Genomic DNA, 20,359 nt, shown 5'->3' on the forward strand with positions numbered 1-20,359 from the left:
GATAGTGTCATTTCCCTGAAGGAGAATGAACATGATTATTGATTTTCAACACATCAAACTATCTTTTGGCGCCAATGAAGTGCTTACCGACGTCTCCTTTGAAATTAAGCAGGGAGAGCGTGTAGGTTTAATAGGCCGTAACGGAACAGGAAAGTCCACTATTTTAAAGTTAATCATAGGATCCCTTCAACCTGAACAAGGGCAAATCGCCATACGCAAAAATACCAGGATTGGTTTCTTAGCTCAGGCCCCTGAATATGACGACAAAGTGAGCGTCTATGAAGTATTGGAACAGTGCTTTCAAGAAGTAAAGAAGTGGCAGCAGCAACTAGAAGGATTAGAGCAAAAAATGTCCGCCCCCATGAACGCCGAGACTAATAAACTTAGTCAACTTATGCTGGAATATGGCAAACTTCAAGAGAAGTTCGAAGAGGCTGGTGGGTACCAAATCTCTTCCCACATCGACGGGATTGCCATCGGACTCGGCATCACGGCGGATTACTATCCACGGCCATTTTCCTCTTTATCCGGCGGAGAAAAAACGAAGGTGAGTTTAGCAGCCTTACTATTGACGCAGCCTGATATTTTATTACTGGACGAACCGACCAATCACCTAGATATGTCTTCCATCGAATGGCTTGAGACCTTTTTTAATAACTATAGGGGCACGGTCATCGTTGTCTCTCATGACCGTTACTTTTTAAATAGAGTGATAACTAAAATCATTGAGCTGGAAGACGGGGAAGCCGTAACTTATCAAACCAACTACACCGACTATCAGAAAGAAAAAGAGAGCCGCCTGCTCTCAGAGTTCACAAATTATCAAGTACAACAAAAAAAGATTAAAAAGATGCAGGAATCCATCAAACAATTAATTGAGTGGGGCAACCGCAATCCACCAAATCCCGGTTTTCATCGCCGTGCCGCATCGATGCAAAAGGCCTTAGACCGCATGATTAAACTAAAGCGACCGATCTTAGAACACAAAAAAATCGATCTCCAGCTCGAACAAAGTGACCGTTCAGGAAAGCAGGTGATTTCCCTGGAGGGAATCAGCAAATCCTATGCTAACCGCTCACTTTTCAGCCAAGTCAGTGCCCGGCTGTTTTACGGCGAACGAATCATCCTCATCGGAAAAAACGGCTGCGGGAAAAGTACTCTTCTGAAGTTAGTCTTAGCTCAGGAAAACCCGGATCACGGTGAAATACGTCTTGGTTCACAAGTTGACAGCGGATATCTCTCCCAAGACAGTGCTCCCCTCAAGTCCGACCAAACCGTCCTTCAATATTTCCGGGCAGAACTGGATATGGAAGAAGGTGAAGCCAGAAAACAGTTAGCAAAATTTCTCTTCTACGGTTCCGACGTTTTCCAGAAGATCAGCAGTTTGTCCGGCGGAGAATGGAGCCGGCTGCAACTGGCATTACTCATGTATCAAAAGCCAAATCTGTTATTGCTCGATGAACCTACGAATCACCTGGATATTGATTCCCGGGAAGCTCTGGAAGAAGCGTTGGAGGAGTTTCCCGGCACGCTGCTGGCGGTCTCTCACGATCGGTACTTTATCAACCGTTTGGCTCACAAGGTTTGGGCACTTGACCAAAGCGAGATTACTGAGTACTTGGGGAATTATAATGACTATCTGGAAAGAAAGAACAAACTAATTATTAAGATTGCAGGTAAAACAGACAGTCCGGCCAGCCTTGCAATTAAACGAGGGCAGCAAGTTAAAGCGCCTCTTTCCAAGGCAGCTAATCCGTATAATTCAGCCACTCAACTAGAAAAGGAAATAACCGCACTAGAACAACAAATTCTTGATATTGAGGCTCAAATGTCTGACCCTGCAATTTCTTTTGACTCATCAAGACTAGCTTCATTTCAGCATGAACGAGAGACTATTGAAAGCCAGCTTAATTTATTGTATGAGAAGTGGGTTGCTATTGATAAAATCATGTCCAGTCATGCGCCCAATAAAGATTAGGCATCTGCCTTTCCTAAAATGAAGTAATGTCTGTCTTTGATTGGAAATACCATTCTATCAAAGGCAGACATTACTTCATTTTAGAAAGCAGCAAAAACCGGATTAAGATCAATTATCAGGTCTGTAAGGCGCTCACGTTTATTTTTTCTTCATCAGAATATACATCCGGCCGTCCACAGCGCTTATTGTTCTGTAAAGTAACCACGCTCACGAATTTACCATTTGGTTCAATAATCCAATACTCTTTAACCCCGGCCTTTTCAAATTTATTAAACTTAAAAAGCTTATCTATCCTTGCCGTTGAAGGAGATGATATTTCTATAATCAGGGTGAGAGTACCATAATGGAGGCGCAGATTGCAAGTTATCGTTTTCCCGCCAAGTAGCTCTTCACGGTTTTTACATCGTTATTGTTCTTTGAATCGTTTATTTCTTGATCCAACTTCAGATCATTAGCAAAGGATCCGTCGTCCTTTTGAAAGAAGACGGCAGCCAAAGGAACGTTCCCTTGTCCGGCATAACCATCATCAACAATGATGATGATATCTTTCAGCCCGTCTTTACTCACATCTTCAAATGAGACCGCTTTAACGTCTACCCTATAGGGGAGGGTTGCCTGAAAACTATAAAGGATATCTCCCTTTTCATCGGTTAAATAAAATACTGCCGGTATATGGTTACCCCCAGTCAATTTTCCGGATACGAATTTAACCCTGCCCCATGAATTTAAATCCACCATGAAAGATTGATTCTCAATGGGACTAAAGCCCTCTATATCTTTAAGATTATACGGAGCGAATTGGAAAGTTCCTGCCGGCGGCTGGGCTTTATTATCCTGCGCTTTATTCGTAAGGGTGATAGTCGCTTCCATCTCATTGTTTGGTTTAAAGACCAATCTGATAGTTCCCGTATTTTCTCTCGAATCGGTAAACCGACATTCAGCCGTATCATTAATAATTATTCCGTTTAAATTGGCCGAAGCATTAGGGTAGGATGGAGCAGGACCGACCACCATGAGTTCTCCCGTTATTTCTCCATTTTCAATTTTAGAAATAGCGAAAGACACGTCGTTTCCAGAGTTATTATCCGCCTCATTTCTCTTAGTCCATGTTTTTTTAAGGTATTGATGATAATCAATTGCCTCCCTGGGTTGTTGGGTGGTATTAGTTGGAGCTGTTTTTCCGCATCCTGCTGCAAGTAGGGCCACTATCATTGCTGCTAAGAGTATTTTGCTTTTCATTTTTACCTCCGTTTTAACCCTATCCGGAATGGGATGAAATATTCTGATCCTTTACTATTTCGTCGGAGGTCTTACTTTTCCTTCCCCCAATCACCAGTCCTTTTAAAACTATACTTGTAGAAAAGTGGTAAATTGCCCTACATGGAGAAAACTGCACCAATAGTGAAGGGTGGCTTTGCTCTTTTACAGACAAGAACCCCCTCTCGTCATACTCACTGCTATATCGCGGGATTCTGCTCAAGAGAGGATTCTCGTGCTCTAATATCCGGTAGAGTAACAGCAAGCACTATTCCCAGGATTGGAAGCACACTGATAATGTTTATTGTTAATGGCAGACCAAAGTGATCAGCGATTACTCCAAGTAATGTTACTCCAATTGAACCCATGCCGACTCCAAAACCGAGCAACATACCTGAAGCAAGTCCAATATTATGAGGCAGTAACCTTTGTCCAAATACCACAGTCGTGGAAAAAGTCGAGATCAGCGCTGCTCCGACAATAAAAGCCAGAACGGAGATCCAAGTGCTGTTTAAATGCAAAAAAGGATAGATTGTGATTAGGCTAACAATCATAGAAACCAACAACCCGTTTTTTCCTCCAAAACGGTCGGCAAAAGGACCGCCCAAAATCGTGCCTACCGCCCCGGCAATTAAAAATGTACTCACTAGATATTCAGGTTCTGCAATTCCTCTAAAACTTGGAAAATAAAATGGAATAAAATAAACCAGACCGGATTGTATCCATGACCTTATTGTTACATAGAGAAGCAATATTGTTAAGCTCCCGACCTTAACCTTACTTTTTGCAGTTAGTTGTATAGTCTTTTTATGATTCTGAGCTCTTTCAACCAATATGGACTTATATCTGGGCAATAAAAACATGAAGAGTAGCGCGGCCAAAGCCCCGGGAATCATAACACCTTGAATGGACTTCAGTCCGGCAAAACTTAAGACAAATACAGCCAGCATAGGACCGAGGCCAAAGCCGAGATTTCCTCCCACCGAGAAGATCGCCATTGATGCCCCCGCTTTGCTTTCCTCACTGAGAAAATGGGCTAATTTAGACCCTTCAGGGTGGTAGCCCGCTACCCCGATACCGCTTATTAGCACCGCTAGCAACAATAGTCCGTAGGAGTGGACCATACCTGTCAGAGCCAAACCAAAGCCTGAAAGGAAAAGACTTACGGGCATCAACCAAGGCATGCTGTATCGGTCGCTAAGCACTCCGAAAATCGGCTGGATAATAGCTGAACTAAAGGTAAAGGCAAGGGCGACGATACCCACCTGAAAATAGCTGAGCTGAAAACTTTTCGCTAACACAGGCGTTAAAATCGGCAGGATCCCCTGGCCCAAATCAACCACTAGATGACCAATGCTCAAAAAAATCAAATACATATTACTCAAAATTACTGCGCCTCGTTTCTCAGATTCTCAATTTAGATTTAGTAATTCTCACTAGTTCGAGGTTATCTGGCAAAATCCTGCATGTACCAATCTTCATGATTATATATTTTAGCCATCTTTGCCAAGGTAAATAAAATAAAGCCCTACAGTTTGGGCTCAAAGTCTTCATCATTCCTGTATTTTCGCTATTAGGCAAGATAAGAACATATTATTAGAAGAAGAGTAATAAAACCACACTATATATTATGCTATGCACTCACTTAAATAGCTCTTCAAGATTCATACTAACCACTTGAGGTTCAGTTAAACCCACTATAAACACCCCTCATTTGCCAAGACTGTTGTATTTACCATATTATAGCACGATTAGCCTGTACATTCATTAATATCCTCTTTTACCTCGTGTTGCTGAATGTGACAATCACTGAACGCAGGCCGCTCGTCATCGCGTCTGAAATCAACACTATTAAGCAACAAACTTCCAAAGTCCTGCTTACCAACGCCATCGAGATCGGCCGGCGGCTGAAGGAAGCCAAGGACCTGCTCCCCCATGGGGAATGGGGCCACTGGTTGAAGGAATCGGTCGATTACTCCCAGCCCACGGCTGAAAGACTGACGAAGCTCTGCCAAGAATATGGGACGGAACAGCTAGCCTCCCCTGACAGTGACAGCAATCCAAAATCGACACTGGTGTCGATTTTGACCTACACCCAGCCACTATACTTCCAAATTCAGTCTGCTTTCCTCATCTCTTTTTTTGTTTCTCAGAAGTTTTTTACTCCAGTATTCTTCATTTGATTTCGGCCAGACAAATTTAGAGTAGCCGTCATGCATATGTCAAAAACAGCCGTTTATGAAACCAACTGGTGAAATAAAACCTATGTTCTTGTATCGAGGACCATTACTAAGATATGATCAAACTAGTGCTAGTATCAATTGGACACAAACATCTGTAGGTGTGTTTAGAGTTTCTAATTTAAAGGGAGCAACCACGGCAGACGCGATTTATAAAGCTTCAGAAAGTGATTGCGCCTACCAATATTGGCGACATCTGCTGTGTTAGGAACTTAATCATTACGACATTCAAACCCCATGACATGACAACTAACACCAATGTCAGATAAATCAGCTTCTTTCCTGTTGGCATTGTGATTATCTCCATCCTTTATGTAACTTCAACATGCAGCGTCCATACAACCTTTTCCGCTCTTCTTCAATACCAATATAATAGAACTTCTTAGCCTGGATATCCCATAAATTGAAGATAGAAATGCGAGGCTGCAACTTTGCCTCGCATTTCTTGTACTACTCACTAAGTTTTCTAGTCTTTCCCTACTCCTTATATTGTGATTCTTCTCCTTCCCCAGCCTAGGGACCAAACTCTTCTTAATCTTCCGCATACCACCGCGCGGGGATCATGGACATCTCCGTTATACAATCCTAGCCAATTATTATGATCTGGTTTTAAAATGAGTTTATTATTATCATATTGAGATTTTTTTGCCAGCCTCTATCCTAACCCTCAAACTTTATTTAATAATTTTTCCTGCTTCAACCATATCTTCACAATATTTTAGCTCTTTTTATATCTCTAAAGAATTCTTTATTTATCCTCTTCTATTCTTAGAAAGCTTCAACAAGACCGCATTTCAAATTTTCTCTTCTCTGCCAGCTGGTTATAAGAGAGATTTTAGTTGTTAAGGCGTTGAGAAGCCGTGTTATTGGCACTGAATTTGCATATTTTATTATATAGTAGCAAAAACTAAAGAGTTGACGGAAGGTCAATCGGCTTAAGGAGGGTGTTCTATGTCAACAGACCTTAGATCGGTGACGGTGAAGTTCCATTGGGCTATGTTTGAACAAATTCAGGTGATCGCGGAGAAAAGAGGCGAGACCACATCGGATACTATCAGGTATTTAATCAAACGGGGATTAGACGAAAGAATCTATGAAGAAAACACAGACCTATTGGCAATGGTCATTAGAAAGCAGGTAGAGCTTGTCATGGATTCTTATACAGTATTTCCCACTTTCAGGAACACTGATCACTCCAGAAAGGTAACCACCAAAATATTTGATGCCCGAGTTAGTTTATGCAGAACTTCCAAGAACACTGATAAAGTAAGTTAGTAGAGTACTTATAAGGCAAGCTTAATGAAGCCATTTCCTGGTATGATTCCTTCTTTCTTAATTATTAATCCACATTTACGACACCCACTTTTATAAGTGGGTGTTCCCTATTCTGCTTCGGTGGAGTAGAGTAGATGCTCAATTTTTCACAAATTCATCTGTTCTTCGGCAAGTTGATCCAGCGATTTGCCTCTAGTTTCGTTTTTAACAAAGACAATGGCTGCTAATATACCGCATAACGCAGGGATTATATAAAATAAAAACGACATCGAATATCCAAGGTTCATTTGAATGATGATACCAGCGACGATAGGAGCACTAGCCCCCCCGAGTCGGCCAAATGCATGACACCAGGCTATCCCAGTATTCCTGAATTCAGTTCTGTAAGCCTCCGCCATCAGTGGCTGTATGGCGGTAATTGCATAATTAACAGCAAAACCTAAGAAAAGAACTGCAACTAAGATTGCCCCAAAACTACTACCGATGAATGCCATAATAGCAACAGCAATACCGGCAACTGTAAAGCTTATGATGAGATTTTTTTTGCGTCCCACTAGTTCCGATACAAAGCCTGTCGAGCAATTAGCAATAACTGCAGCTGCATTTTGAGCAATTACCAAACCATAAGCTGAACTCAGCTTTAACCCTTTCTCTAACATCAATGAAGGCAACCAGGCATTGATGCCATAAACAATGAAACAACCACAAAAGTACATGATCCAGATACCGGCAGTTATTGATCTATATTCTTTAGAAAAAAGAGCTTTAGGTCCGATTACTTTGGGCGGTGGCGGAACAACTAATGCTTCAGGGTTCCGCTCTGAACATTTTCCGGTAGCAATTTTCTCAACATTTTGAAGAGCTTTAACGGCTTCTTGATTACGCCCTTTACTCGTCAACCAATGAATTGATTCTGGCATCTTAAAGTACAAGTAAATCGAATATAATAAAGGTATACCCCCCAGCAGATAACAAAATCTCCACCCTAAACCGGGAACAAAAAAGGTGGCTACAATTCCTGCCAACATCCAACCTACGATCATCCAAGCCATACCGAAGGTTATAAAAACAGCTCGGCGGCTGGTTGGTACGCATTCTGAAAAATACGTGGTTACAACAGGAATGCAAGCCCCCAACCCTACTCCGGTCAAGACACGGAAAAACGCAAACGCCTCGAAGCTATGGACAAAAAAGATGGGAACAGTTAACAGAGAATATGCGGCGACAGAGTAAACCAGGGTTTTCTTTCTACCAATTTTGTCAGAGACGATGCCTGCGATGGCACCGCCAACGATCAAACCTATGAGGCTCCAAGAGGACAAACTCCCTTTTTGAACTGCGTTCAAACCCCATTCAGCCGCAATTTGTGGCATAGTGTAGGAAACTATCATATAGTCAAAACCATCAAATACCATAGCCATGCCGAGTAAAAAAAACATCTGCCAAGTGAACTTGTTGACCCCGAAGGAATCTATTACTTCAGATACGCTATAATTTTTCATTTTTTTATTCTCCCTTTGTAATCTACATTGTTGTTATGCAAGAAATATTTGCAATAACCATAGAACATCGAGTGAATTAGTAACATAGGAACTCATTAATTCAGAAACATGGAGACACATAAGCATTTGGGCAGGCCAAAGATGCGGGAAGAAAATAAATCTTCCACTCATCAATGGCTGGGTTGCGGCATGGAAGTCTGACTAGTATAGCCTAAGTTCCTTTTTCGGGTTTGGATAAAGAAGTTTATAATGGGTGATTACGCCAAGCTTATTTGTTGGTATTTCCATCGTTGCCTGAAGGAAGTTCTGTCTTACAAAAAGGACATTTCTTTTGATTAATTCCTCCAATGGCCGCGATCTTCTTTTTGCAGTTCGGGCATTCAACGGGTTTTGATACTCCTGCTGGTCTAAAGCACATTTTTTAAATACCTCCTTTTTTCTTGTATCCGGGGATTATTGCCGCTGTTACCTCTTGCTCCCCTTAACATCGCTTTAGGTGTACATGCATCACCTAACGTATTTATAATGCAAAAATTGTGCCAACCTACAAATAGTTGGCACAATAGGCAGAACACCTCAATAAATAGGGTTTTTTGCTCCACAGAAGGAACTATGTCTAAATCTCTTTTTGCAATCGTTAAATAAGTCTAAATGTTTAAAAACCAAGTTAAATCAAAGAAACCTTACCAATCCTTTTTTGCGACTGAGTATCATTTTAGAATTCCGAACCATTGTTTAAGTGAGTTCAGCATATCCGATAAGAAGAAATTAAATAAATAACTAATTATTTATATTATAATCTTTTAATTTTCTATAAAGTGTCGAACGACTAATTCCCAGGATCTCTGCCGCATCTGGTATATAATTGTTAGAATGCAGTAAAGCCTTCTCTATTGCGACTTTTTCGAGATTCTCAAGGCGAAGTATATTGTTATTAGATGCTTCATTAATTTTGATAGGGCCACTGTCTTGAAGAATATAATTGGGCAGGTTCTCAGGCTTAATAAGATCATCCTGGGTAGTATTCACTGCATAAATCATAGCATTTTGCAATTGTCGTACATTACCGGGCCATCTATAATCGTTAATCCTTTTTTGTGCCGCCAGACCGATTTGCTGGATTTTTCGCCCACTTTTTTTACAGTAATTATTTACAAACAACTTGCTAAGAACCTCAATGTCATTACCTCTTTTACGTAAGGGCGGAATATTAAGTGTCAATACTGATAGCCGAAAGTACAAATCTTCACGATATTGATGTTCTTCTACCATTCTATAGAGATCTTTGTTTGTAGCGGCGATCAGCCTGAAATCTACCTTCTTATAGCGGCGACCTCCAATACGCATGACTTGCTTATCCTCTAAAGTTCGAAGTAAAACAGCTTGAATCTCAATAGGCATGTCCCCGATTTCATCAAGGAAGAGGGTCCCACCGTGGGCCAGCTCAATTTTCCCCGGTCTTCCACTACGTTCCGCACCAGTAAAACTGCCTCCTTCATAACCAAACAGTTCGCTCTCTATTAATTCTCGGGGCATTGCCGCACAATTTACTGCCATGAAGGTTCCTTGAGGGCGATAAGTATTGTGGATAGCCTGAGCAAAGAGTTCCTTTCCGGTACCGCTTTCCCCAATCATCAGAATATTTTCTGACGAGTTAGCAAAGCGTTGTGCCAGGGCAATACTCTTCTTGAATTCTTTGTTCTCACCAAGAATATCCTCAAAGCTATAACTGGCAATGCTTCCTGATCGATTAACTGCTAAGGCATTTATTTTTTCAATATGAGTAAGTTTTAAAACTGCAGCAATAACTCGGTCAGTGTTTAAGTTCACAATCGGCCGAATGTTCATTAAATAAGTCTGTTCATCATCAGCTACATAAAGGGATTCTTCTACGTCAATATTTTTTCCTTCCAATATCAAATCCATAATGCGAGATTGACTACAGAGAAACTTTTTTATATTAATTTTCTCTTTTAGATCCGAATTCAACTTCAACATTTGGATGCCTTCCTTGTTGATATGAATAATGGTCCCATCTCGGTCGATGCTTATAATACCCTCATCGATAAAAGCTAATGTAGTTTCTAATGTCGAATGGGTTGTTACTAATTTTTCATTAACAATCCCTAAATTGTGGTTGCTAACTTTTAGCTTTTCATTTTTTATATGTAATTTGATCTCTCCCTGAACCGCCTTGGCCAAGGAAGTTATTAGGCCTAGAGTATGGGAACGGAGATTTCGGAAACTTTCTAGCCAAGGTTTTTCTATCAATGGTTGACTCAATATAAGCGTGGCGATTACTTTTCCTGATTCATCCAGTATCGGAGCAGCCGAAGCAATAATGTTCTCTAAAGCTACGCAGTAATGCTCAGGCCCCATCAGTTGTACAGGCCGCCTCAGCCGTACACATAAAGAATGAACATTAGTGCCAATGGTATTTTCATTCCAAACTAAACCTTCCGTTGGCACTCTCATCATATCGCCTTCCTGTAGTAAAAACCCTCCGTTTTCATCGCACAAGTATAATATATAACCCGAAGTCAAAATCGTCATAACTTTAAAAGTATTAACCAATGGTCTAGCTATTTCTATAATTAAATGATTATCTTTAGTCATTTCACTAAACTGTCTTAAACTCAAATGCGGTTTTCTAACTTCCATGTAGGGGTCAATGCCCAATTCTCTAGATCTTAACCACGAATAACTTACTTCTTTGTTCATGTGAACGTTATTACAAGGATCCGTAGCATTTTGTAAAAAACTCTTTTTGCAGGATAAAATTTCTGCCCAACCTTTTTCGGTTAAATCATAATTAAAATCGTTAGCTAGACTCTGGTGCAAATTCGGAGTATCGTTTCTTGTAGGCATCTGAATTTACCTCCTCATCGCTCAACCTCTTAATAGACCAAATAATAGATAATTCTGCAGGCTAAATGCCTCTATGGTGTCCATTTTATCAAGCATATTAAATTTTTTTATTATTAGAATAACCTAATACTATATCTAATATTCGACTTAAGTCAAGTGAAAATTCCTTACAATTCATTATAAAACAACTTTATTCGAACTATTTTTTATAGCATAAATTAAACCATCGAAACAACGATTGGATATACCAATCAATAAGTATTAATGTTTCTTATGGCGATCCATAACTCTGGTAAGATCCCAAACCGGGTGAACCTGAAAAATAAGATCAGGAAATTATTATCCTGATCTTAGTAAATTCAAGAAGGAAAATCTTTACATACTCTTAGAAAGTAAACCGCCCATCTATGGCATGTGCTTAAGGGTATATTTTGTTCCGGAGACCATTATGCAACTTTATTTCTTATGGGTGGTAACAATAATGCAATCAAAGCAGCTATCAGCATCATTACACCTGCAAACCCAAAAACCGAGCTAACAGTACCAGTAGCGTCTGCTACTATTCCAGCTATCATCGGTCCAAAGAAACGTCCAACAGTGGCAAAAGTTGAGATAACACCGGCACCGGTTCCTCGAACCTCCTTAGGAAAATAATCAGTAAAGGAAGCCAATAATACAGGAACCATCCCCATACCAACCCCCATTAAGCCCACGACTACATACATACTGCTAAGTCCACTTCCGAAAACAAAAATGTAAGCAATTGAGAATACTGCCCAGAAGATACCGGCAATTCCTATGACGAATTTTCTCTCTATGCGATCGGACAACGGACCCCATATTTGTTGACCTACAAGTTGTAATAAATTATAGATTGTGACTGCAAGGCCAGCTTCCACAGCAGTAAATCCAGCGCCTCTAACAGAAACAGCCAGGAAAACAGTTATGGTCATAAACGCAAGCTGCCAGAAGATGTACATTATTCCCAGATGCCAAGTTATCCTCATTTTGAGGACATCGCCGAATCCGCCTTCCTTTGCTGGAGGAGCGGAATCAACCTCTGCATCTACGGGTGAACCTATGGGTGTCAAACCCTTATCTGCCGCTCTATTCCTTACGATAACGAAGATTAGAATTGTACATGCAAGGGCAACTGCTCCCAAAATAACAAAGGTACTTTGCCAGCCGAAAGCTTTTGAAAGCTTAGGTGCCACAATTCCTAAGGCTGCAGCCGTAAGAACCCCACCGGGGGTGATGAGGCTCATTGCCCTTCCTCTTTTACTCGGGTGAAACCAGGCTCCGATCAGCTTTGGTATTGTGGCACTATAAATACCGGCAGCCCCGAAGCCAACCAAAGCAAATAAAATGATAGCCTTGGTAAATGAATCGCCAACAAAACCAAATAATATGACCATCAAGGCTGAAATTATACCCGCTGCTGTTACTGCATTTCGTACACCAAATCGATCCGCAATATATCCCCAGATAAATGAACATCCGGCATAAGTCAAACCAAAGACTGACATGATCGTTCCTGCAGATGCATTGGTTAAGTTAAGGCCTATTTTCACTTCAGCCATGATAATCGGCAGCGTTTGTAGGCTGATCATCAGGATTATCTGAGTAAGGAACCCTCCGAAAAGAACCATCCAGCCATAATGCATTCTATTATCACTATTGGTATTTTCTTGAATCACACATACACACCCCTCGCAAACTATAATTAGAATAACATTTTGGCTTTTAATCAGCTATGATAGCTCGATGGAAAATCATTTCGGAGTTCCGTATCCCTTTATAGGTTTCCTCATGATTTTACCTTTTACATTATAAAAGCCTTGCTTCGCTAAATCTTCTTTAGTCATACCTATACTAACTAAAATTTGATTAAAATCTTTTCCCGCTGCCAATTCTGAACTAAGAAAATTATATTTGGAATCGCTATCAAGTTTTAAATAATCTTCCTTATTCACTGTTAACGCCTCCTACAATTAGGTATTTTGTTTTGATATTAATTGTTCAGGGTACCCCTCATATCGAGGGGTGCCCGAATAACCTTACATCAGGGAACAAACATTACCATTTTCTTGCCCTTTGCCGCCATTTTTTTAGCCAGTTCTTCCACTGGTCCATACTCCATAGCCTTCCCCAAGCAGTGATGGACACAAGAAGGTTTCTCTCCTTTACCCACCCGATCCTCACATAAATCGCAGAGCGAGGTAGGAACAGGAACATAGTTCCACTCCCACTTATCACCAGTCAACTTCCATGGACCAACCTCGGTAAGTTTTATTCCCCACTTGCCCCGAGGAATATTATGCTCGTTCTTGCAAGCAACTTCACAGCTATGGCAACCTGTACAATATTCATAATCAATCAATAAGCCGTTACTTGACATTTCTTTTGCCTCCAGTCCTTAAATTGTCTGCTAACTCCGTTTCAACAATGAAATCTTATGCTTCCCTCTTAGTCGCTTTGCAAATCATTTGCTTGAATGGAGCACCAAAACCGAGTTTTCCAATGTGTTTATGAGGTACCAATTTGTTGATATTCGAATCCCATACTCCATACAGGCTAGGCTCTTCAGCTGGTTTCTCGGGGAACCACCAACCATGTACTGCATGAACGACCTTCGGATGAATGCATGGCGTTAGATGAGCCTTCATTTTACACTTACCAAACATGTTCTCAAGATCGACCCAATCCCCTTCGTTGATACCAAGAAGGACAGCAGTCTCTGGATTTAATTCCACGATTGGATCTGGCGTAATCTCACGTAAAGATGGCATGTGTCTGTGCTCAGAATGGAATGAAGTGAAAGTCCTGGCACCGGTTGTAAGAATCAACGGATACTCTTTAAACAACTCCGGAGTACTGATTGGGCTATAAGGAGGCTCCTTGTAATATGGCAGAGCATCGTCTCCCCAGGCTTCGAATAGTGTGGATGTCAACTCAACCTGGCCTGTTACCGTATTGAAACCAGGCTCACCATCTGCCCGTAAAAGGCCCTTTTCATGTTTCCTGTAGGTATATTTAGGCTGATACACACCCATTTCTCTCAAGTCATTGAAATCTATGCCTAGCTCCGGCTTCAATTGCTTGCTAAAGAAATCCTCAACACTATCAAATGGCCACATATCCGGATGGAGCTTTTTGCCCAGTTCTATGCAAACCTCAATGTCAGACTTGCAGTCACCGACTGTGAAAGCCTTATTCATGGCTCCTAAGAATACGGGATTTCGCCCAAAGTGAGTAATTACTACGCCATCATGCTCAGCAAAGGTGGGCAGCGGCAGGAAAATGTCTGCGAAGGCCATCGCTGTCGGAGTCATGAAACAATCTTGTACTACGTTAAACTCCAAGGATTTAAGAGCTTTGTACCATCTGTCAGGTTGAGCTGAACAGGTAGCAGTAATGAAGTTACTACTGTTGAACCAGCCCATTCTAAGTTTATATGGTTTGCCCGTTTCCAAAGTATCTAAGGTTTCGTCTGGGTGCGTCGTAGCCATGGCAGTACTTAGTGCCGGCCATTCTTTAGCTCCGATCCTCTTATCCCAAAGTTCTTCAGAGAGATTACTACGGGTTTCTACACGCCATTTTCCTAGAAGTGCAGCAGGTGCCCCTAAGGTTATGCCACCAGGTACGTCAAGATTGCCTGTAATGGCAGCGAGAGAAAGTAATGCATGTCCGAGTTGGACGCCGTTTGGATTTTCATCGACTGCTAAGCCCCATTGAATAGCTGTAGGGCTGTTCTGTCCGATAATTCTAGCAACGTCAATAATCGTTTGTTTCGGTACCCAAGTAATTTCCTCAACCTTCTCCGGCGTGTATTCCTGAACGCGTTCTTTTAATTCGTCGAAACCATAACACCACTGATCCACAAATTCGTGGTCATAGAGGTCTTCGTTAATAATGACGTTAAGGAATGCCATTGCAAGGGCAGTATCTGAACCGGGACGTAATTGACATACATACTCCGACCGAGTACCAAGCCAAGTGATCCTTGGATCTATCGAAATGATTTTTGTTCCCAGCTTCATCATATCGATGATGGAATGGCCATAGAAACCATCTGGGTTCGACATCAGTGGGTTCTTACCCCACTCCACAATATATTTAGGCAGAGTAAATTCAGGGTTGTCATAGCGATCTGGGAAGGTACCGGCAAAATCGATCTCCGGATACCCTGCGCCTAGAATATAATCTGTAATCGCGCATCTTGGTCCGTAGCAAGACCAACCGCTGAGCGGATAGCACACATTCGGAGTACCAATTGAGGCAAAACCAAGTGGATAATAGTACAAGCATGCCTCACGTCCGGTTCCGCCAAATACGACAATCGACTCTGCACCATGATCCGCCTTAAGTTGTTTAATCTTAGGAACGATAATGTCCCAAGCTTCATCCCAGGATATCTTCGTCCACTTGTCTTTTCCTCTATCGTCAATTGACCTTTTCATAGGAGAGGTAATACGAGAAGGATGATGTACATATTCGGGTAGTGCTAGACATCTGACACACAGCCGGCCTTGACTGATGGGATGTTCTGCATCTCCCTCGACCTTTATAAGTTTACCGTCTTTAATGTGCAATTTCATGCCGCATCCTACCGGATGGTCTCCCGGAGGGGACCATCCACAGGTCCTGACAGAATAAGAGCCATCTTCATATTCCTTTTTCCATTCTTTGTTCATTTTTCACAATCCTTTCAAGAACTTAATTCTAGACTTTTAGGATCTGGCAACTTGTTATTACGCCCCATCTAAACAACAAAGGTTTCGCTTTCTACATACCACCTCCTATATGTATTTACTGACCAGATTTCCCTTTCCGCATGTCACAGTATAATAATGTTTGCAATAATCATGCCAACTTTTTAGAACCCCTGGAAGCGGCTTAAACCAAGGCTTTTTAAGGTATTTATCATTCACCCCCTCATTAGCGCTTATCTCTTTTTGGGATACGAAAGCTGTTGTTTATAAGTTCACATGCAGGTGCATCCCAGAATAATTGAACAGTCTTTTTTTGCAATTAATTATCATTTTAGGATATCTCACTTTTCATCCCTCCACTACACAAACTATTAGTGTATACTCATAGTAAAGATAAAAGGAGGTAGCAATAATGGCATTTACATTAATAGATGCAGTAACATTGTGGGATAAACTTCAAGAAAAACGTCCTTTAACAACTCCACTATCGGAACTTAAGAATGAGATGGCAATAGCTCTGGAAGACTACAAACCTAATGATGTTCTGGAACAAACCCTGCGTGAGATATTTGAACGTGCTGGTGTAGCCTACCCTGAGAAGATGCATGTGTTGCACATTAAGACAACCCTTGTAACAGCTCTTAGCCAACTTGATTGATTAGAATTCGAAAATCAAATACATTTAAAAAATGGCTGCTTCCAAAACGAAGATAGCCATTTTGTTTGTTGACCCAAGGAGGTAACATTATGTGTTGGTCTTGTAATCCCTATTGCGGAAATTGTAAGCCACCAAAAGAAAAACCCAAAAAGTGTCCTGCCTGTAATAGCTATAGTTTTCCCGAACTTAAAAACTGCAAAAAATGCGGTGCAGTTCTTCCTGAATCAGTGGCCCCCCCCACCGTTATGTGCTTATATATCGAAAAGCTGTGCGCCAATCCTTGTGGTAAATATAAAGCGCCTCCTAAAGATGGCGTCGTACAACAGTCCTGCAAGTGGCATACGCCACCGAAATCCAAAGGTTGATCTCCTTTAAGGGAATATGAAGCGAGGGAACCCGGATTTTCGTTGATTTGAATGGTGGTATACAGAGGGAGAACCTGCATTGATTCATGTAGATTCTCCCCCTGTAAGGATCGCCGACCAATCTTCCGGTGTATTAATATTACAAAAGAGCCGACTCAAATTATTATAATTTTGAAGCTCAGTTTCTTTTACATACCGCACAGAACAAGATGGATAAAGATCAATAACCTTGAGGCTATTCGCCTCAAGACTTTTCTTGATTAAGGGAAGGCAACGTCGATGATAAAAGGCATGTAACGGGTGAAGCCCGGATTGAAGACTTGGAACCACAACATCATACACCGAATTCCAAGTAGCCATAAACCGGATAAGCTCTGTTCTTAAAAAGGGTATATCACAGGCTAAGACAAAAACTTCATCATAGGCCGCCGCTTTTAACCCTTGATAAATCCCTTCAAGAGGGCCTCGACCGGGAATCTCGTCTAGAATGATCGGTACTTCAAAGCCTTCATACAATTCTGCCTTGTTGCTGCTGATCAAAACTTCTGCAAATACTGCTTGCAAAACGGTTAAACTTCGCTCTACTAAAGGCTTGCCTTCCAGTTCAAGGAAGGCCTTATTCTTTTTCATTCGCGAGCTTTTTCCGCCTACTAACAAAATACCGGTCGCCTTCAATTTTGGGAGTCGCAGTAAATTAGTAATTTTTGACGACCTCCTTATATTCAGTTTTCAAAGCTACCCAATACTCTCCCAAAGCCCATATTTAGGCACTGCCCTTCACTCCAAATAGTTTCTCAATTAAGTCACAAATCCCCTCGGCATCATCCAACCCAAAACATGGAATCCCATTATCAAAAGAGACATCACTTGCAATTGCAATAAGTTCCTCCGGTTTGGTTAAAAGCCCTTGATGGACAGCTGAACGAAATACCTCAATCTTTGGCTTGTTACCCCTCTTGTATCCCTCGGTAAAAATCACATCTACCCCCTGAATTCGGGCGATGACCTCATCGAGAGGCAGATCCTCAGAGACACTCTCCATAATGGCGATCTTATGCGGTGAGCTTATGGCGACGATATCCGCGCCCGCTTGGGCATGGTGCCAGGTATCTTTACCTGGCTGATCCATCTCGAACCCATGGACATCATGTTTAAGGGTTGCCACTCTCCACCCACGGCCCTTCGCTGCACGGATAATTTTCACTAAAAGAGTCGTCTTCCCTGAATTGGACTTTCCACCCACGATGGAAATGACGGGTATTTGAGGACATTCTTCTGATAAATGAACATGCATCTTAAGCCTCCTAGTCCGTAATCCAACCCGCCATCAAGAGTTCCCCAGGTTCCACTGACCCATGGTTTGCAGGCACATCCACTAACAAATGGCAACCAATCATGGAGCGAAGAATTCCCGATCCTTGTGCCGGAGCCGGATCTGCCCAAATTTCTCCATTTTCAAACACCGCTTGAGCACGTAAAAAGCGTCGTTGTTTCCCTGCCTTTCCAAAGCCCCTTGCCATTTTAACAAGAAATCTTCCCGCTTCTACCGTCCTTCGTCCCGCTAATTTGCGAAGTGCCGGACGAACTAAAAGTTCAAAGGTCACCATAGCAGCCGCAGGATTTCCTGAAAGGGAGATAAAGAGCTGCTTTTCTTTTTGCCCGACGGACACTGGCGTTCCCGGCTTCAGATTCAATTTCCAAAACAGCATTTCACACCCAAACCGGGCAAGTGCATGGCGCATAATATCATAATCGCCCACAGAGGCTCCGCCGGTGGCTATGACTATGTCAGTGTCTGCAAACATCTCCAACGCTTTGAGGGTCTCCTCGATTTCATCGGAAACAATAGAAACCGCTAAAACCTCACACCCGGATTCTTGAATCATTCCGCGTAGAGTCGAACTGTTACTGTTATAAATCTTAGCAGGGCGCAAGGGTTGCCCTGCCTCCATAAGTTCCGCCCCGGTGGAGATCAACCCCACCCGCGGTCGACGATATACCATGACCTGTTCCTGTCCAACTGCCGCCAGAAGCCCAATGGCCGGTGGGTTTAAAAAGAAACCCTGTTTAAGGAGAAGATCTCCCGTTTTGATCTCCTCCCCTTTCGGTATGATATTGGAACCGGGTAATACGGGATGCAAGATTGTCACTTCATCACCGATTTGTTTAGTGTCTTCCATCCTCACAACACAGTTAGCACCAAGTGGAATAGGAGCGCCCGTGAATATCTTTGCAGCCTCACCTGGCGCGATATCTCGGTCCGGGAAAGTTCCAGCCGGGATTTCACTCACCACTTTAAGCCGGAGTGGGTGAAGATCTCCTGCCATAGCTAGATAAGCATACCCATCAAGAGGCGAACGTTCAAAGGGTGGCATGGCAATTTGGGATGTCACATCTGTAGCTAATACACGATTATAAGCATCTGAAATTAAAACACACTCTGTTTCAACCGGTTGTATGCGGCTAAGTACTAACTCCAAAGCCTCTTCTAGTTCAATCATGGTTTTCATGAAGAAGCTATCACCTCGATGCCGTCACCGACACGAACAGCTCCACCTTCTAACAACCGAATAAATATTCCTTCTTTCGGCATGACACAGTCCCCGGCCTGATAGTATATTGCACATTTTGTATGGCATTCTTTACCGATTTGAGTGACTTCTCCGATACTGCTTTCCCCTATCTTCAGTTTTGTTCCAATGGGAAGGGTGAATAGTTCCAGCCCTTCCGTTGTTAAATTTTCCGCAAAGTCCCCCGGTCCCACATCCAACCCTTTGTCTGTCATCTTCTTGATACTTTCCATCCCCAGCAAGCTAACCATTCGATGCCAATCTCCGCCATGGGCATCTCCTTCAAGGCCAAAGTTAACTTTCAAAAATCCTTCACCCACATTTTTCTTCCGCATCCCTTTCCCTTCACTCGTGCAAACAGCTATGATTTTACCCATTATTAAGTCCTCTCTTTCATCTCATTGGATATAAGAAAATTCACTCTCCTAGTCGAGGTAGAAAGCAGGGTAATCGAGCTTCGAACTACGACCTGCGATAATGCCCACTTTTTCCCCCTAGCTTTTCAACTAAACAAATATCCCCAATCACCATTGTTTTGTCCATCGCTTTACACATATCGTAGATTGTTAAGGCAGCAACACTGACCGCAGTCAGGGCCTCCATCTCAATTCCGGTTTTCCCATTGACTTTTATGGTGGCTTCGATATGCACCTCACCAGGTTCCACTAAGTTAAAACTAAGCTTTGCCCCTGTAATCATGAGGGGATGGCACATAGGAATGATCTGTGAGGTCTGCTTTGCTGCCATAATCCCAGCCACTTGAGCCACCGCCAATACATCCCCCTTGGCAATTAACCCGGACCGAATGCGTTGAAAAGTTTCTGCCTTCATTGTAATTTTTCCGCGGGCTACTGCCACCCGGGAGGTTTTTGCTTTTTCACTGACATCGACCATACGGGCCCGCCCTTGTTCATCAAAATGTGTTAAATCCATA

19 protein-coding genes and 1 pseudogene are annotated in these 20,359 nt (G+C 42.2%); 4 read left to right on the forward strand and 16 right to left on the reverse strand.

The annotated features are described in order from the left end of the window. Positions 1 to 31: 31 nt before the first annotated feature. Positions 32 to 1,978 carry a ribosomal protection-like ABC-F family protein gene (gene abc-f / locus LJE72_RS04380; RefSeq protein WP_229246407.1) on the forward strand — a complete coding sequence of 649 codons (1,947 nt, stop codon included), beginning with the start codon at positions 32 to 34 and terminating at the stop codon, positions 1,976 to 1,978. Positions 1,979 to 2,093: 115 nt separating this feature from the next. On the opposite strand, the gene LJE72_RS04385 is transcribed toward abc-f, so the two are convergent. From LJE72_RS04385 to LJE72_RS04395, 3 genes are all read right to left on the reverse strand, one after another. Then, positions 2,094 to 2,345, reverse strand: a complete 252-nt coding sequence (locus LJE72_RS04385) for a Uma2 family endonuclease (protein ID WP_312038893.1) — start codon at positions 2,343 to 2,345, stop codon at positions 2,094 to 2,096. Then, entirely contained in the window at positions 2,342 to 3,217 is an 876-nt protein-coding gene (locus LJE72_RS04390) for a hypothetical protein (RefSeq protein ID WP_229246408.1), read from the reverse strand. The genes LJE72_RS04385 and LJE72_RS04390 overlap by 4 nt, the downstream gene beginning before the upstream one ends. A gap of 218 nt (positions 3,218 to 3,435) precedes the next feature. Continuing rightward, a complete protein-coding gene (locus tag LJE72_RS04395; protein WP_396390355.1) occupies positions 3,436 to 4,620 on the reverse strand; it encodes an MFS transporter in 1,185 nt (394 codons plus the stop codon). Between the two features lie 408 nt (positions 4,621 to 5,028). Here LJE72_RS04395 and LJE72_RS04400 point away from each other — a divergent pair. After that, positions 5,029 to 5,340 (forward strand): annotated as a pseudogene (locus LJE72_RS04400) (DUF3102 domain-containing protein); the annotation flags it as partial. Between the two features lie 295 nt (positions 5,341 to 5,635). Here LJE72_RS04400 and LJE72_RS26155 read toward each other — a convergent pair. Further along, positions 5,636 to 5,767: a hypothetical protein gene (locus LJE72_RS26155; protein ID WP_282437829.1), complete on the reverse strand. Its 132-nt coding sequence runs from the start codon at positions 5,765 to 5,767 to the stop codon at positions 5,636 to 5,638. A 659-nt stretch (positions 5,768 to 6,426) separates the two neighbouring features. On the opposite strand from LJE72_RS26155, the gene LJE72_RS04405 reads away from it, so the two are divergent. Continuing rightward, the gene (locus tag LJE72_RS04405; RefSeq protein WP_229246409.1) at positions 6,427 to 6,750 is read left to right on the forward strand and encodes a hypothetical protein; all 324 of its coding nucleotides are present in this window, start codon (positions 6,427 to 6,429) and stop codon (positions 6,748 to 6,750) included. Between the two features lie 146 nt (positions 6,751 to 6,896). Here LJE72_RS04405 and LJE72_RS04410 read toward each other — a convergent pair whose 3' ends face one another. The 7 genes from LJE72_RS04410 to LJE72_RS04440 form a co-directional block, all read right to left on the reverse strand. Beyond that, positions 6,897 to 8,252 carry an MFS transporter gene (locus LJE72_RS04410; protein WP_229246410.1) on the reverse strand — a complete coding sequence of 452 codons (1,356 nt, stop codon included), beginning with the start codon at positions 8,250 to 8,252 and terminating at the stop codon, positions 6,897 to 6,899. A 268-nt stretch (positions 8,253 to 8,520) separates the two neighbouring features. After that, complete coding sequence (locus LJE72_RS04415) at positions 8,521 to 8,670, reverse strand: hypothetical protein (protein WP_229246411.1); 150 nt, start codon at positions 8,668 to 8,670, stop codon at positions 8,521 to 8,523. Between the two features lie 362 nt (positions 8,671 to 9,032). After that, complete coding sequence (locus tag LJE72_RS04420; protein WP_229246412.1) at positions 9,033 to 11,120, reverse strand: sigma-54 interaction domain-containing protein; 2,088 nt, start codon at positions 11,118 to 11,120, stop codon at positions 9,033 to 9,035. A gap of 446 nt (positions 11,121 to 11,566) precedes the next feature. Continuing rightward, the gene (locus LJE72_RS04425) at positions 11,567 to 12,817 is read right to left on the reverse strand and encodes an MFS transporter (protein ID WP_229246413.1); all 1,251 of its coding nucleotides are present in this window, start codon (positions 12,815 to 12,817) and stop codon (positions 11,567 to 11,569) included. A 75-nt stretch (positions 12,818 to 12,892) separates the two neighbouring features. Then, positions 12,893 to 13,093, reverse strand: a complete 201-nt coding sequence (locus LJE72_RS04430) for a hypothetical protein (protein ID WP_229246414.1) — start codon at positions 13,091 to 13,093, stop codon at positions 12,893 to 12,895. Between the two features lie 89 nt (positions 13,094 to 13,182). Further along, complete coding sequence (locus LJE72_RS04435; RefSeq protein ID WP_229246415.1) at positions 13,183 to 13,518, reverse strand: 4Fe-4S dicluster domain-containing protein; 336 nt, start codon at positions 13,516 to 13,518, stop codon at positions 13,183 to 13,185. A gap of 55 nt (positions 13,519 to 13,573) precedes the next feature. Next, positions 13,574 to 15,814, reverse strand: coding sequence for a molybdopterin-dependent oxidoreductase (locus tag LJE72_RS04440; RefSeq protein WP_229246416.1), 2,241 nt, complete (start codon positions 15,812 to 15,814; stop codon positions 13,574 to 13,576). A gap of 430 nt (positions 15,815 to 16,244) precedes the next feature. On the opposite strand from LJE72_RS04440, the gene LJE72_RS04445 reads away from it, so the two are divergent. After that, on the forward strand, positions 16,245 to 16,490 hold the full coding sequence (locus LJE72_RS04445) for a hypothetical protein (protein ID WP_229246417.1): 246 nt from the start codon (positions 16,245 to 16,247) through the stop codon (positions 16,488 to 16,490). Between the two features lie 449 nt (positions 16,491 to 16,939). Here LJE72_RS04445 and mobA read toward each other — a convergent pair whose 3' ends face one another. The 5 genes from mobA to moaC all read right to left on the reverse strand — a co-directional run bounded on the left by mobA (position 16,940) and on the right by moaC (position 20,358). Beyond that, positions 16,940 to 17,530: a molybdenum cofactor guanylyltransferase gene (mobA, locus tag LJE72_RS04450; protein ID WP_282437830.1), complete on the reverse strand. Its 591-nt coding sequence runs from the start codon at positions 17,528 to 17,530 to the stop codon at positions 16,940 to 16,942. 88 nt (positions 17,531 to 17,618) lie between these two features. Next, complete coding sequence (gene mobB, locus LJE72_RS04455; RefSeq protein ID WP_229246419.1) at positions 17,619 to 18,149, reverse strand: molybdopterin-guanine dinucleotide biosynthesis protein B; 531 nt, start codon at positions 18,147 to 18,149, stop codon at positions 17,619 to 17,621. Between the two features lie 10 nt (positions 18,150 to 18,159). After that, complete coding sequence (locus tag LJE72_RS04460) at positions 18,160 to 19,365, reverse strand: molybdopterin molybdotransferase MoeA (RefSeq protein ID WP_229246420.1); 1,206 nt, start codon at positions 19,363 to 19,365, stop codon at positions 18,160 to 18,162. After that, a complete protein-coding gene (locus LJE72_RS04465; protein WP_229246421.1) occupies positions 19,362 to 19,802 on the reverse strand; it encodes an MOSC domain-containing protein in 441 nt (146 codons plus the stop codon). Before LJE72_RS04465 ends, LJE72_RS04460 begins: the two co-directional genes overlap by 4 nt. Positions 19,803 to 19,887: 85 nt before the next feature. Further along, entirely contained in the window at positions 19,888 to 20,358 is a 471-nt protein-coding gene (moaC, locus tag LJE72_RS04470) for a cyclic pyranopterin monophosphate synthase MoaC (RefSeq protein ID WP_229246422.1), read from the reverse strand. Position 20,359: the final 1 nt, after the last annotated feature.

It is taken from the genome of Desulfosporosinus shakirovi (assembly GCF_020595055.1).
GTDB classification, from domain to species: domain Bacteria; phylum Bacillota; class Desulfitobacteriia; order Desulfitobacteriales; family Desulfitobacteriaceae; genus Desulfosporosinus; species Desulfosporosinus shakirovi.